Below are 12,876 nucleotides of genomic sequence, written 5' to 3' on the forward strand. Positions count from 1 at the left end.
CGCCGCCCGCCACCCGGCATCAGGCGTCAGGCCTTGCACCCGCCAGGGCCCCCGCACCGCACGCCATGCCAGGCACCCTCCACCGCACCCGGCACCGCACGCAACCGACCCGCCCACGCCCCGCTCACGAGCTCAGCTGCCCCAACACCCCCCGGATCGTCGCGATCACCGAGTCCGGGCGGTGGAAGACGTCCCGCGCCGTGAAGCGCAGGACCCGGCAGACCTCCGGGCAGTCCGCGAGCTCGTTGTAGCGGCGGATGTCGCGGTCGTGGGCCTGGCGGCTGCCATGGAAGGTGTAGCCCTCGATCTCGACCGCCAGGCCCTCCACCCGGAAGAGGAAGTCGGGGCGCAGGGAGCGGCCGGCCCGGGTGTGGAGGAGCGGCTGGGACTCGGGGCGGAGGCCCGCGTCCCGCATACGGAGGCGGGCGACCGTCTCCGCGGGGGAGCCACACGCCGGATCGGCGAGCGGCAGCCAGCGGCGGGCCCGGGCCGCGCCCGGCCGGGGCGCGGACAGCTCGACCGCCAGCTCCTCGTGGTGGACGACCGGCTCACGGCGGACGCCTTTGACCGTGCGGCGCGACAGGGCCGAGTCCGCCACCACGACCGCCCGCTCACGCGTGCCGCAGCTCCGTATCAGGTCGCCGACCGTCCGCGCGGGGCTTGTCGCCCGAAGGCCCCCGCGCATGACGCAGTCACCCTCGGCCAGGAACTCCGTGGAGTGGACGCGCACTCCTTCGGCGGTACGGGAAGAGGCGCCCGGCCGCGGCACCGTGAAGTCCAGCTCCTCCCGTTCCTCCCGCCCCACCGGGGGCCCCACCCCCGCCCCCACCCCCCTCCCCCCGAGTACTTCGATCCGGTGCAGTGCCGCCGCCGTGCCATGGCTGCACACCAGCTCCGGGCGGAGCAGCTGGTGGGCCCGGGCTCGGACACGCCAGTCGACGTCCTTGCCCGGGGCCGCCCATGCGCCCCGGCAGATCCGCTGCCAGCCCTCCGCGCGGAGCCGCCCCGCCACACGGCCCTGCGGCCAGCCGGCCCCGTACGCCCACACGGTGAGAAGCACCCCGCCCCGGGCGATCCTCACCAGCTCCTCCGTCTCTCCCGCCATGACTCAACGATCCACGGACGGGGGAACGTTCGCATCCCCTGTGGATAACTTGCGCCTCTATGCCGCATCCTGGTCGGAACGGGCGGAACGGGCGCCGGGACTGCTGCTCCGAAGTGGACTGCCGATGGAAACGACATCCCCCAGCGTGCGACTGGTGAGCGACCTTGTGACGCACATCCCCGAGTTCCGGGGCGCGTACGACGACCACGTCTTCAGTCAGGGCGGCGTGCACCCGCACGTGTTCTTCTGGGACGTCGTCCAGAACACCGTGCGGTCCTTCCTTGGCGAGGACCCGTCGGCCGCCGACTGGCGCCGTACGCTCGACTTCCTGGAGGAGCAGAGCGCCCGCGGGGAACTCGGCGTCGACGAGGTCATCGTCACGTCGTTCCTCAACGACCTGCCGTATCCCCATGAGCCCGGATACGCCATCGTGCAGGAGCTCGGCCCGGTCATGGCCGCGCGGTTCGGCCGTATCCGCCCGACGGGGTGAGCGGCCCCCGCCCCCCCGGCCGGCCCCATGACGGCTCCAGACTTCCCCGCGGTCCCATGACGGCCTGATTCCCGGCCGCCCGCCGACCGCCGCCCGCCTCCTGTGCCCCCGGCCGGCCGCCAGGCGCCTGGGCCCGTCGCCGGACGCCTCCCGCCCCCGGGCGGGTCGTCGAGCGGTTCCGGTCGGCGGACATAATCGAGCGCATGTCCCCAGACCGGCCCCGCACCACGGATTCACCGGATTTACCGGATTCACGGGAGTCACCCGATTCGCGTGATTCCGTCGACTCTCGCGATTCGCCCGCCCTCGCCCTCTGCGGCTACGCCGCCACCCGAGTCATCGGCCTCGCGATCCTCGCCCTCGCCGCCGTCGCGACCGGCAAGGACGGGCTGCACCGGCTGTCGGGCCGCTGGGACTCCGTCTGGTACGTCCGTATCGCCGAGAACGGTTACGGGTACGAGGTCACGCTCCCCAACGGCAGCGTCCACTCCGACCTGGCCTTCTTCCCTCTCTTCCCGGCCCTCGAACGGGCCCTGTCCACCGTCCTCCCCGTCGACGCGGCCACCGCGGGACTCCTCGTCTCCTGGACCGCCTCGCTCGCCGCCGCCTGGGGCATCTACGCGGTCGGCTCCCACATCGCCGGGCGGTCGGTCGGTGTCGTGCTCGCCGTCCTCTGGGGGGTGTACCCGACCGCGTTCGTGCAGTCGATGGCGTACACCGAGACGCTCTTCACCGCCCTCGCCGCCTGGTCGGTCCTGGCCGTGCTGCGCGACCGCTGGATCCTGGCCGGAGCGCTGTGCGCGCTCGCCGGGCTCACCCGGCCGACGGCCGCCGCCCTGATCGCCGCCATCGGGATCACCGCCGTCGTCTGCGTCGTCCGCGAACGGAAGCTGCCCGCCCGGATGGTGGCCGGTGTCCTCCTCGCGCCCCTGGGCTGGCTCGCGTACATCGTCTACGTCGGTGTGCGCGAGGGCAGCGTCACCGCCTACTTCGACGTCCAGGCCGCCTGGGGCAACTCCGTCGACGGCGGTGTCGCCCTCGCCCGCTTCATCTGGGGTCTGCCACCGCTCGCCGCGCTCGGTCTGTGCGCCGTGCTCGCCCTGCTCGGCTGGCTCGTCGTCCTGTGTGTACGGCAGAAGCAGCCGCTGCCGCTGCTCGTGTACACGATCGGGGTCGTGGTCGTCTCGCTCATCGGCGCCGCGTACTTCGGCTCCAGGCCGCGTCTGATGATGCCGGCGTTCGGCCTTCTGCTGCCGGCCGCGGCGGCGCTCGTACGGCTCCGTGTACGCAACCGGGTCCTGGTGCTCACCGGCCTCGCACTCGCGTCGGGCGCGTACGGCGCGTTCACCCTGCTCGGGTCGGGACCACCGTGACCCGTACGCCTTTCCGCAGCCCCCAGCCGGCCATCGCCCCGCCCTCCGCCTCGAGGACGTGCCGGGCGCGCGGGCGCACCATGCCGAGCCGCCCCGGCCTCATGGTGACCACGGCGAGGACCGTGAGGTTCCGGTCCAGGTAGGCCACGTCGATGGTGAAGCGCATACCGAAGGTGTGGATGCTGTTGGTCGGGGTGATGAGCATCGCGCCATCGACCCCGTCCCGGCCGAGCAGGCCGCGCCGCCGCGCGCGGTAGGTGGTGGCGATCTCCAGCCCCACGTGTCCGCTGGGCACGGTCAGTGTTCCCGCCCCGTCATGCCATCTCCCCATGGGGGAGACGGTAGCGGTGGGTCTGGGTAGGGTGCGGCGGGTGTTCGTCACGCTGATCGCCGTCGCCGCGTTGTGGGGTGCCGCCACCGGGCTGCTCGTGCCGCGCGCCGCGTACCGGCTCTCGGTCGAGCCGGGGGAGCCGTGGCGTGACCGCTGCGAGGCGGGCCACGAACTGGCCGGCCCGGCGCGCGGCTGGCTCGGCGCCCCGGCGTGCGCGGCCTGCGCGACCGCCCGCAGGCCGGTCGCCGCTCCAGCCACGGACTCCGCTCCGGCTACGGGCCCTGCTCCAGCCGCGGACTCCGCTCCGGCTACGGGCCCTGCTCCAGCCACGGACTCCGCTCCGGCTACGGGCCCCGCTCCAGCCACGGACTCCGCTCCGGCCATGGACTCCGCTCCGGCCATGGACTCCGTTCCAGCCACGGACCCCGTCCCTGCCACGAACCTCGCTCCAGCTACGAACCTCGTTCCAGCCACCGCGCCCGCTCCAGCCGCGGACCCCGTTCCGGTCGGGGGGCGGTGCGTCGTCGCGCCGGTCCTCACCGCCCTTGCCTGTGCCGCGCTCGCCGCCGTCACCGGGCCCCGCCCCGAGCTCGGCGTCTGGCTGCTCCTCGCGCCGTTCGCCGTGCTCCTCGCCACCGTCGACGTGCGCGTGCACCGGCTGCCGGACCCGCTCACGCTCCCGCTCGCCGCCGCCACTCCGCTGCTGCTGCTCGGCGCCGAGCTCCTGCCGTACGACGCCGGCTCCTGGCTCCACGCGCTGCTCGGCGGACTCTCCCTGGGTGCCGGGTATTTCGTGCTGTTCCTGATCCGGCCGAGCGGTATGGGCCTCGGTGACGTCAAGCTCGCTCTCTCCCTCGGCGCGGCCCTCGGCTGGTACGGCTGGGGCATCCTCTTCGTGGGTACGTTCGCGGCCTTCCTCGCCGGGTCGCTGTACGGGCTCGGTCTCGTCCTCGCGCGGCGCGGGAGCCGGAAGTCCGCGATCCCCTTCGGGCCCTTCATGATCGGCGGCGCCCTGGTCGGGCTGGTCCTCGGCGCGCTCTCCGCCTCCCCCTGAGGTCCGCGGCCTAGCATCCAGACACATGCGGACAATGACTGACGAACTGCCCGTGGTGTCGCAGCGGGAGGCCACTCCGGCCCCCGCCCCCTGGTACCGGCGGCCCGCCGTCCTCCCCTGGGCGTGGGCCGCAGCCCTGTGTCTCCTGTACGCGACCGTCGCCGTACGCCGCCACCAGCTCCTGCGGACCACCGGCTACGACCTGGGCATCTTCGAGCAGGCCGTCCGCGCCTATGCCGAACTCCGCGCCCCCGTCGTCCCCTTGCGCGGCCCGGGCTTCCATCTCCTCGGCGACCACTTCCATCCCCTCCTCGCGGCCCTCGCCCCTCTGTACCGTCTCTGGCCCTCGCCCCTCTGTCTGCTCGTCGCCCAGTCCGCCCTCCTCGCCCTCGCCGTCGTCCCCCTCGCGCGCTGGGCCAGGCGCGTGCTCGGCGCCCGGGCCGCGCACGTGGTCGCCGCCGGGTACGGGCTCAGCTGGGGCATCGCCTCCGCCGCCGCCTTCGACTTCCACGAGGTCGCCCTCGCCGTTCCGCTGCTCGCGTTCGCGCTCGAGGCGCTCGGCCGCCGGCGCTGGGGCGCCGCCGTCGCCTGGGCCGCGCCCCTCCTGCTCGTCAAGGAGGACCTCGGGCTCACCCTGGCGGCCGTCGGTATCTACATCGCCGTCAAGGGGCCCAAGCGGCTCGGGATCGCCACGGCGGCCGTCGGCGTCCTCGGCTCGCTGGTCGAGATCAAGCTGCTGCTGCCCGCGTTCAACCCCGGAGGCGCGTACGCCCACGGCGGGCACCTCTCCGACGGGCACGGTTCGCTGCTCTCCACCCTCGCCCACGCCCCGCTCGACGCCCTGCGCCCCGACATCAAGGCGATGACCCTGGTCCTGGTCTTCGCCCCGTCCGCGCTGCTCGCCCTGCGCTCCCCGCTGTCGCTGATCGCGGTGCCCACGCTCGCCTGGCGGATGTTCTCGGAGAACTCCTTCCACTGGGGCACGGCGTACCACTACAGCGCGATCCTCATGCCGGTCGTCTTCGCCGGCCTGATCGACGTCCTCGGCCGTGAGCGACAGGCGGCGGGGACTCCGTCCGCCAACCCCGAGTCCTCCGACCCCCCGTCCGCCAACCCCCCGCCCACCCCAGCGTCGTCCGCGCACGCGGTATCCGCCCCTGCGGTATCCGCCCGGAACGTCCGCGGCTCGCTCGCCGTCGTTCTCGCCGTGACCGTCGTGATGATCCCGTCGTTCCCGCTGGCCCAGCTCGTCCAGCGGCCCACCTGGCGGACCACGCCGCACATCGAGGCCGCCCGCGCGCTGCTCGCCCGCATCCCGGACGGCGCCACCGTCGCCGCGTCCAACCGGCTGGCCCCGCAGCTCACTTCGCGCTGCAAGGTGGTGATCTTTCCGACCTTCCCGGTGGACACCCGCCTCGACCTTCGGGAGACCGGCCCGCTGCCCGCCCCGACTGCCGACTGGATCGTCTACGACGCCGTACCGCCGGAGGCCTGGCCCCAGCAGAGCGGCCCCTGGCCGTACCCGCAGGAGCAGCAGGAGAGGGAGCTGAGGGCGGCGCAGGAGTCGCACGCGTACGAGGTCGTGGCGGCCCGTGACGGTGTGACGCTCCTGCGCCGCGCCCGCTAGGCGTGCGGGCCTAGGCGTGCGGGCCGACCGCCACCGTGCCCACCACCAGCTCCGGCCGGCCTTCCAGGATCGTCGCCACCCGCTCGGCCTGGGCCTCCACCTCCCGCAGGCGCGCCGCGCCCAGCCGCTTCAGCGGTTCGACCGTCACCGTGATCCGCTTTCCCGAACGCCGCTGGTGCCAGACGCCCGCCACGACGCCGTCCACCAGGAGCACCGGGTAGTTCCCGGCCTGGCCGCCCGCCAGCGCCCGGTCGCGGGCGGCGCCCGGGAAGAGCCGTTCGCGTGGTTGCGAGGCGATGGTGAACGCGTCGAAGTACGGCAGCAGCCGCACCCCGCGCGCAGGGTGCTCGTCCGGGAAGTCGGTGTCCCCCGCGACGACCCAGCCGGTCGCGCCGTCGAAGGACACCTTCTCGATCCGGCCGGCCTCGGCCAGCGAGGTGAAGAGCCCGGTCGCCCAGCCGGCCGGCGCCGCCAGCCACTTCGCGAAGTGCTGCGGGGACGCCGGCCCGTAGCCGTACAGATAGCGCTCCACCAGATCGCCGAGCGCCTTCGTTCCCTCCGCCGGGCGCACGCCGGGGTTGGTGTACGTGACCTTCCGGCCCCGGTCCCGGCCGAAGCAGAGCACGCCGCGGTGTCCTGCCAGGTGGGTGATCTGCCGCCAGCGGGGCCACTTGTCCTGGAACGCTTCCATCACCCGGTCGCCCGCCCAGGGCCCGGTGCGCGCCACGATCGCGTCCGTCAGTTCGTCGACGGTCAGCTCGGTGTCCGCCAGGGCGTCCGCGATGGCGGCCAGGACCTGGTCCGTCTGCGCCGCCGTCATCCGTGCGTCCGGTGGCATCGGATTCGCTCCGGCGGGGATCGCCGACAGGGCGCCGGTCCACATCGGCAGATCGGCGGCCGGCAGCAGATGGACCGTGCCGCGCGGGCCGAACGTCTTGACCAGCGTGCCGTCCTCCCAGAGGGCGGTCCGTACGTCGGCCCGTGTGGCGTCGGCGGTGCGCAGGGCGACGGACAGTTCGGCCGCGGACAGGACCTGGGCGTGTGCGCCGAGCATCGCGGCGGCCACCGCCGCCGGCGGGGCGTCCGTCGGGTCGTCCAGGAACTGCCGATGGATTCTGCGGGCGTCGGCCTGCGCCCAGGTGACCTGTGGTGGGGTGGAGGTCGTCATGGTCCGACGGTAGGGCGGGAATAGGTCAGGGTCTGTCCGCCTTGGCCGTGACGTCGGGATGCCGAAGGGTCGGCGCGTCGAAGAGCTGGGACGGACGGGGAGTTGGCATGGCCAAGGGGCGGTTGACGTACGGCTGTGGGCTGGATGCGGCCGTCGACGTGGTCGGCGGGAAGTGGAAGCCGCTGATTCTGTGGGCTCTGCACGCGCACGGCCCTACCCGGTTCGGGGAGCTGAGGCGGCAGATCACGGGCGTCAGCGAGAAGGTGCTGATCCAGCAGCTGCGGGAGCTGGAGGCCGACGGAGTCGTCCACCGGGAGGTCTACCCGGAGGTTCCGCCCCGGGTGGAGTACTCCCTCACGGGGCTCGGCGAGGCGTTGAACACCGCGCTGCTGCCGCTGGGGGAGTGGGGCGAGCGCTTCATGGCCGAGATCCTCGCCGCCAAGGAGGCCCAGAGGTCCGTGGAGGCCGTCTGACCCGCCGCGGCGTCAACCGGGGGCCCTTCGTCGAGGGTCCCTCTTGGGAGGTACGGAACCCGCCGCCACGCCGGGGCGTAAACCCGCCGCCGGGCCCCATTGGCCTTGTCCCCACTGGGCTCGACGCCATCCGGAACAGGCCGTCGGTACCGCTTGGCACGCAGCACGGCTTCTGAAGGGTTATGGTGGAAACCCCCCCTCGGGCCGGTCCGTATCCCCCCCACGGACCGGCCCGTTTTTCTTTCCCCCGGCCCGCCGTCCCGGCCTCTCGGCCCGCTTCCCGGCCTCTCAGCCCGCTTCCCGGCCTCTCGGCCCGGTAGCACCCGCCCGGTACCGCCCCAGCCCGGTCGCCTCAGCCCGAGGCCCCACAGCCCGGGGCCCACTCAGCCCGGTCGCTCAGCCCGGTATGGCCTCATATGGCCTCAGCGGTCGCCTTGGCCGCCCTGCGGGGGCGCCTCAGCCCCGTCCGGCCCAGATGTTGGTGCCCTCGGTGTCCACGGCGAAGGAGTCGATCTCCGTCAGCTCGGCCTCCGTCAGCGGAGGCCCGGCCAGCGCGGCCACGTTCTCCTCCAGCTGCGCGACGCTGGACGCGCCGATCAGCGCCGAGGTCATCCGCTCGTCGCGCAGCACCCAGCAGAGCGCCAGCTGTGCCAGTGACTGCCCGCGCCGCTCGGCGATGCCGGCCAGGCCGTGCAGCCGGCGCATCACCTCGTCGGAGAGCAGGTTCGGGTCGAGGGACTTGCCCTGCGTGGCCCGCGACCCTTCCGGGATGCCCTTCAGATACTTGTTCGTGAGCAGACCCTGGGCCAGCGGCACGAAGGAGATGCAGCCCATGCCGGCCGCCTCCAGCGTGTCGAGGAGGGCGTCCTCCTCGGTCCAGCGGTTGATCATCGAGTACGACGGCTGGTGGATGAGCGCCGGGACGCCCATGTCCTTGAGGATCCGCGCGGCCTCGGCCGTCTGCTCGCTGTTGTAGGACGAGACGCCGACGTACAGCGCCTTGCCCTGCTGGACGGCGGAGGCGAGCGCCCCCATCGTCTCCTCCAGCGGGGTGTGCGGGTCGAAGCGGTGCGAGTAGAAGATGTCGACGTAGTCGAGGCCCATCCGCTTCAGGGAGGCGTCGAGCGAGGACATCAGGTACTTGCGGGAGCCCCACTCGCCGTACGGGCCGGGGTGCATCTCGTACCCCGCCTTGGTCGAGACGATGAGCTCGTCGCGGTACCGGGCGAAGTCCTGGGCGAAGATCTTGCCGAAGTTAAGCTCGGCGGAGCCGGGCGGCGGCCCGTAGTTGTTCGCCAGGTCGAAGTGGGTGACGCCGAGGTCGAAGGCGCGGCGCAGGATCGCGCGCTGCGTGTCGAGCGCGCGGTCGTCGCCGAAGTTGTGCCAGAGGCCGAGGGAGACGGCGGGGAGCTTGAGTCCGCTGCGGCCCGTGCGGCGGTACTCCATGTGCTCGTAGCGGTCCGCCGAGGCGCGGTAGATCGGGGAATCAGTCACGTATCTCTGCTTATCACGGACTTGTGACAGTCCCGGGCTGGGAGCCTGTTACCCGTCCGCAGTAATGTGTCGGCTTCGGGGACCGCCGCAGCATGGAGGGGTTAAGAACAGTGAACCTGCGCGACCTGGTGTACGGGCTCTACGCACGCCGGGTGGAAGGCCGCCTCGACCACAGCCAGGTGCCCAAGCACATCGGTGTCATCCTCGACGGCAACCGGCGCTGGGCCAAGGCCTCCGGTGGGACCCCCGAGCAGGGCCACAAGGCCGGCGCGGACAAGATCCAGGAGCTGCTCGGCTGGTGCGCCGAGACCGACGTCGAGGTCGTCACGCTCTGGATGCTCTCGACGGACAACCTGAACAGGCCCGAGGACCAGCTCGTCCCGCTGCTCTCCATCATCGAGGGTGCGGTGCGCTCCCTGGCCTCCGACGGCCGGTGGCGTGTGCACCACGTGGGCACGCTGGACCTGCTGCCGGCCCGTACCCAGTCCGTGCTGAAGGAGGCCGAGCAGTCCACGCACGGCAACACGGGGATACTCGTGAACGTCGCCGTGGGCTACGGAGGCCGTCAGGAGATCGCGGACGCGGTCCGCTCGCTGCTCCTGGAGCACGCGGAGAAGGGGACGAGCTTCGAGGAGCTCGCCGAGATCGTCGACGTCGAACACATCTCGGAGCACCTCTACACGCGCGGCCAGCCGGACCCGGACCTGGTGATCCGTACGAGTGGTGAGCAGCGTCTGTCGGGCTTCATGCTGTGGCAGAGCGCGCACTCCGAGTACTACTTCTGCGAGGTCCACTGGCCGGCCTTCCGTAAGGTCGACTTCCTGCGGGCGCTGCGCGACTACGCCGCCCGTCACCGCCGCTACGGCACCTGACGCGAGCGCGGCGGTACGGAAGCGGAAGCGGCCCCGTACGCCAGGAAGCGGGCCCGTACGCCCGGAAGCGGTACGCAAGCAGTACGGGACGCTGTACGGACGCAATGCGGATGCGGTACGCACGCAGTACGGATGCGGTACGCCCGCAGTACGGCGGCAGCCCGGGAAGACCGGGAAAGCCCGGAAGAGCGGGTTCCGTCGCGGGACGATCACCGGACGTTCGACTCTGTTCACGAACACGTCGTCATATGCCATGGCATGGCTGAGGGTCTTCGAGGGAATACCCCTTCCAGAGTGAGCGGCACGGAGACCGCCACCCGGGAGGCCCGTTGCACCAGGACGACCGTGCAGGACATGTACGGACGGAGCGGAGGGCCGGAGCTCGGCCCGCGCATCGTGGCCAGAGCCCGGTCCCATCCCGCAGCGACACCGCTTCCGTCGCGCCCCGACCTCTCAGGGGTCGTCAAAGGGGGTCTGTCCTTCCGTGGTGACCAGCACTAAGCGCCGCTTGTCCGACAGGCGCACCTATGTACTCGACACCAGCGTCCTGCTGGCCGACCCCAACGCCGTGTCACGGTTCGACGAGCACGAGGTCGTGCTCCCGATCGTCGTGGTCACCGAGTTGGAGGCCAAGCGGCACCATCCCGAGCTCGGCTACTTCGCCCGGGCGGCCCTGCGCCTCCTGGACGACTTCCGGGTCCGGTACGGGCGCCTGGACTCGCCGCTCCCCATCGGGGAGCTGGGCGGCACCCTGCGTGTCGAGCTGAACCATTCGGACCCCGGTGTGCTCCCGGCCGGCTACCGGCTGGGGGACAACGACTCCCGGATCCTGGCCGTCGCGCGCAATCTCCAGGCCGAGGGGTACGACGTCACGGTCGTCTCCAAGGACCTGCCGCTGCGCATCAAGGCGTCCTCGGTCGGTCTTCTCGCGGAGGAGTACCGCGCGGAGCTCGCCATCACGGACTCCGGCTGGACCGGAATGTCCGAACTGGCCCTTTCGGCCGATCAGGTGGACATCCTCTACGACCAGGAGACGCTGTACGTGCCGGAGGCCGCCGAGCTTCCGGTGCACACGGGCCTGGTCCTGCAGTCCGAGCGGGGCAAGGCGCTCGGCCGGATCACGGCGGAGGGCAACGTCCGGCTGGTGCGCGGCGACCGGGAGGCCTTCGGTATCCGTGGCCGCAGCGCCGAGCAGCGGATCGCGCTGGATCTGCTCCTCGACCCGGACGTCGGCATCATCTCGATGGGCGGCCGGGCCGGTACGGGCAAGTCGGCGCTCGCCCTGTGCGCGGGTCTGGAAGCGGTCCTGGAGCGCCGGCAGCACCAGAAGGTGATGGTGTTCCGTCCGCTGTACGCGGTCGGCGGCCAGGAGCTCGGCTATCTGCCGGGCAGCGAGGCCGAGAAGATGAGCCCCTGGGCGCAGGCGGTCTTCGACACGCTCTCGGCCGTGGCGGGCCGTGAGGTCATCGAGGAGGTGCTCGGGCGCGGGATGCTGGAGGTCCTGCCGCTCACGCACATCCGGGGCCGGTCCCTCCATGACGCGTTCGTCATCGTGGACGAGGCCCAGTCGTTGGAGCGGAACGTTCTGTTGACCGTTCTGTCCCGGATCGGGGCGAATTCGCGGGTGGTGCTGACGCATGACGTCGCGCAGCGCGACAACCTCCGGGTCGGCCGGTACGACGGAGTCGTCGCCGTGGTCGAGAAGCTGAAGGGGCATCCGCTCTTCGCGCATGTCACGCTGACCCGCTCGGAGCGTTCGCAGATCGCCGCCCTGGTGACCGAAATGCTGGAGGACGTTCAGATCTGACCCGTTTCGCACGATCCCGTACGGGTACGGGAGTTGGCGCCGCCCGGCCGAGCGCAGGAGCTTAGCCGGGCGGCGTCGTGCTGTCCGGGGAATCGGCCAAATCTCCTGTGACTTACGAGGTGTGAGCTTTCACACGCAACGCAGAATTGCCTTGCGGTATCGGCGTCCGGCAGAGTCTTGCTTCCGTCAGGCCCCGCATACGGCACACGTGCACCTCCAGAGGTGCTGCACCACACAACTCAACAGCCGTTCGCCGTATGCCGCCCACAGCACCACGGGCCCGTGTCTTCTGTGACCCAGTATTCGGAGACCAGCGCCAGGGGCACGATTTCGCCCACGTGGTCACCTCTGTGGGCGATGCTGGAAGGAAACCGTGTGAGCCGGATCTCGGTCCGGGGATTCGCGGTGGCTTCGGCCACTGCGGTCACCACCGTCGGCGCCGTCGTGGGCGTTGCCTCGGGCAACACCCAGCCCTCGGGCGACAACTTCGAGGCCACCGCGGCCGACACCACGCTGCTCGCGGACATTCCCGTGGGCGAGCAGGCCCAGGTACAGGTCTCCTCGCTCTCGGAGCAGGCGGACGTCCAGGCCGCCGCGGCCGACTCGGCCATGAAGAAGTCCGCGGAGGAAGCGGCCCGTGTTCAGGCCGCCAAGGACGCAGAGGCGAAGAAGAAGGCTGCCGACAAGGCGGAGAAGGAGCGCAAGGAGGCCGCGGAGCGCGCCGAGCGTTCTTCCGTCCGTGACGCGTCGAGCTTCTCGGCCCAGGGCTCCTACTCCATCTCCGAGGTCAAGGCGATCGCTCGCCAGATGATCCCGGCCTCGCAGTTCCAGTGCTTCAGCAACATCGTGGACCACGAGTCCGGCTGGAACTACCGCGCGACCAACCCGTCCTCGGGCGCCTACGGTCTCGTCCAGGCCCTGCCCGGTTCGAAGATGTCGTCGGCCGGCGCCGACTGGCAGACGAACCCGGCCACCCAGATCAAGTGGGGCCTGAACTACATGAACAACCGCTACGACAGCCCTTGCGGCGCGTGGAACTTCTGGCAGGCCAACCGCTGGTACTAGTACCGGCGCTCTCAACC

At 71.7% G+C, this 12,876-nt stretch carries 12 protein-coding genes; 8 read left to right on the top strand and 4 right to left on the bottom strand.

Annotated features, from left to right (window positions below):
- Window positions 1-124 precede the first annotated feature (124 nt).
- Window positions 125-1,105 carry an endonuclease domain-containing protein gene (locus ACFY8U_RS13000; protein WP_389569252.1) on the bottom strand — a complete coding sequence of 327 codons (981 nt, stop codon included), beginning with the start codon at window positions 1,103-1,105 and terminating at the stop codon, window positions 125-127.
- A 154-nt stretch (window positions 1,106-1,259) separates the two neighbouring features.
- On the opposite strand from ACFY8U_RS13000, the gene ACFY8U_RS13005 reads away from it, so the two are divergent.
- Window positions 1,260-1,595 carry a hypothetical protein gene (locus ACFY8U_RS13005; protein ID WP_361596938.1) on the top strand — a complete coding sequence of 112 codons (336 nt, stop codon included), beginning with the start codon at window positions 1,260-1,262 and terminating at the stop codon, window positions 1,593-1,595.
- Between the two features lie 203 nt (window positions 1,596-1,798).
- The gene (locus ACFY8U_RS13010) at window positions 1,799-2,968 is read left to right on the top strand and encodes a hypothetical protein (RefSeq protein ID WP_389569255.1); all 1,170 of its coding nucleotides are present in this window, start codon (window positions 1,799-1,801) and stop codon (window positions 2,966-2,968) included.
- Here the strand turns inward: ACFY8U_RS13010 and ACFY8U_RS13015 are convergent.
- Window positions 2,940-3,299 (bottom strand): DUF192 domain-containing protein, encoded by a 360-nt coding sequence (locus tag ACFY8U_RS13015; protein WP_389569257.1) that lies wholly within the window; start codon window positions 3,297-3,299, stop codon window positions 2,940-2,942. The genes ACFY8U_RS13010 and ACFY8U_RS13015 overlap by 29 nt on opposite strands.
- 40 nt (window positions 3,300-3,339) lie before the next feature.
- Here ACFY8U_RS13015 and ACFY8U_RS13020 point away from each other — a divergent pair, with 40 nt between their 5' ends.
- Together ACFY8U_RS13020 and ACFY8U_RS13025 are read left to right on the top strand one after the other, a co-directional pair.
- On the top strand, window positions 3,340-4,353 hold the full coding sequence (locus tag ACFY8U_RS13020; protein ID WP_389569259.1) for a prepilin peptidase: 1,014 nt from the start codon (window positions 3,340-3,342) through the stop codon (window positions 4,351-4,353).
- Window positions 4,354-4,378: 25 nt separating this feature from the next.
- Entirely contained in the window at window positions 4,379-5,980 is a 1,602-nt protein-coding gene (locus ACFY8U_RS13025) for a DUF2079 domain-containing protein (RefSeq protein WP_389569261.1), read from the top strand.
- Window positions 5,981-5,990: 10 nt separating this feature from the next.
- Here the strand turns inward: ACFY8U_RS13025 and ACFY8U_RS13030 are convergent, their stop codons facing one another.
- Window positions 5,991-7,148: a winged helix DNA-binding domain-containing protein gene (locus tag ACFY8U_RS13030; RefSeq protein WP_389569263.1), complete on the bottom strand. Its 1,158-nt coding sequence runs from the start codon at window positions 7,146-7,148 to the stop codon at window positions 5,991-5,993.
- Window positions 7,149-7,255: 107 nt separating this feature from the next.
- Here ACFY8U_RS13030 and ACFY8U_RS13035 point away from each other — a divergent pair, with 107 nt between their 5' ends.
- Window positions 7,256-7,621 carry a helix-turn-helix domain-containing protein gene (locus ACFY8U_RS13035; protein WP_361668174.1) on the top strand — a complete coding sequence of 122 codons (366 nt, stop codon included), beginning with the start codon at window positions 7,256-7,258 and terminating at the stop codon, window positions 7,619-7,621.
- Window positions 7,622-8,077: 456 nt separating this feature from the next.
- On the opposite strand, the gene mgrA is transcribed toward ACFY8U_RS13035, so the two are convergent.
- Window positions 8,078-9,115 carry an L-glyceraldehyde 3-phosphate reductase gene (gene mgrA / locus ACFY8U_RS13040; RefSeq protein WP_361596956.1) on the bottom strand — a complete coding sequence of 346 codons (1,038 nt, stop codon included), beginning with the start codon at window positions 9,113-9,115 and terminating at the stop codon, window positions 8,078-8,080.
- Between the two features lie 110 nt (window positions 9,116-9,225).
- Between mgrA and ACFY8U_RS13045 the strand changes: the two genes are divergently transcribed.
- The 3 genes from ACFY8U_RS13045 (at window position 9,226) to ACFY8U_RS13055 (ending at window position 12,859) form a co-directional block, all read left to right on the top strand.
- Entirely contained in the window at window positions 9,226-9,987 is a 762-nt protein-coding gene (locus ACFY8U_RS13045; RefSeq protein ID WP_389569267.1) for an isoprenyl transferase, read from the top strand.
- Window positions 9,988-10,471: 484 nt separating this feature from the next.
- Window positions 10,472-11,794: a PhoH family protein gene (locus ACFY8U_RS13050; protein WP_361436079.1), complete on the top strand. Its 1,323-nt coding sequence runs from the start codon at window positions 10,472-10,474 to the stop codon at window positions 11,792-11,794.
- A 375-nt stretch (window positions 11,795-12,169) separates the two neighbouring features.
- Window positions 12,170-12,859, top strand: coding sequence for a transglycosylase SLT domain-containing protein (locus ACFY8U_RS13055; protein WP_361668182.1), 690 nt, complete (start codon window positions 12,170-12,172; stop codon window positions 12,857-12,859).
- The last annotated feature ends 17 nt before the right edge of the window (window positions 12,860-12,876 follow it).

Source organism: Streptomyces sp. NPDC012508 (assembly GCF_042902595.1).
GTDB lineage: Bacteria > Actinomycetota > Actinomycetes > Streptomycetales > Streptomycetaceae > Streptomyces.

What these genes read in the sequence shown, in the direction of transcription:
- ACFY8U_RS13025 (WP_389569261.1), top strand. Translation starts at nt 4,379, where the DNA reads ATGCGGACAATGACTGACGAACTGCCCGTGGTGTCGCAGCGGGAGGCC.
- ACFY8U_RS13010 (WP_389569255.1), top strand. Translation starts at nt 1,799, where the DNA reads ATGTCCCCAGACCGGCCCCGCACCACGGATTCACCGGATTTACCGGAT.
- ACFY8U_RS13030 (WP_389569263.1), bottom strand. Translation starts at nt 7,148, where the DNA reads ATGACGACCTCCACCCCACCACAGGTCACCTGGGCGCAGGCCGACGCC.
- ACFY8U_RS13000 (WP_389569252.1), bottom strand. Translation starts at nt 1,105, where the DNA reads ATGGCGGGAGAGACGGAGGAGCTGGTGAGGATCGCCCGGGGCGGGGTG.
- ACFY8U_RS13035 (WP_361668174.1), top strand. Translation starts at nt 7,256, where the DNA reads ATGGCCAAGGGGCGGTTGACGTACGGCTGTGGGCTGGATGCGGCCGTC.
- ACFY8U_RS13015 (WP_389569257.1), bottom strand. Translation starts at nt 3,299, where the DNA reads ATGGGGAGATGGCATGACGGGGCGGGAACACTGACCGTGCCCAGCGGA.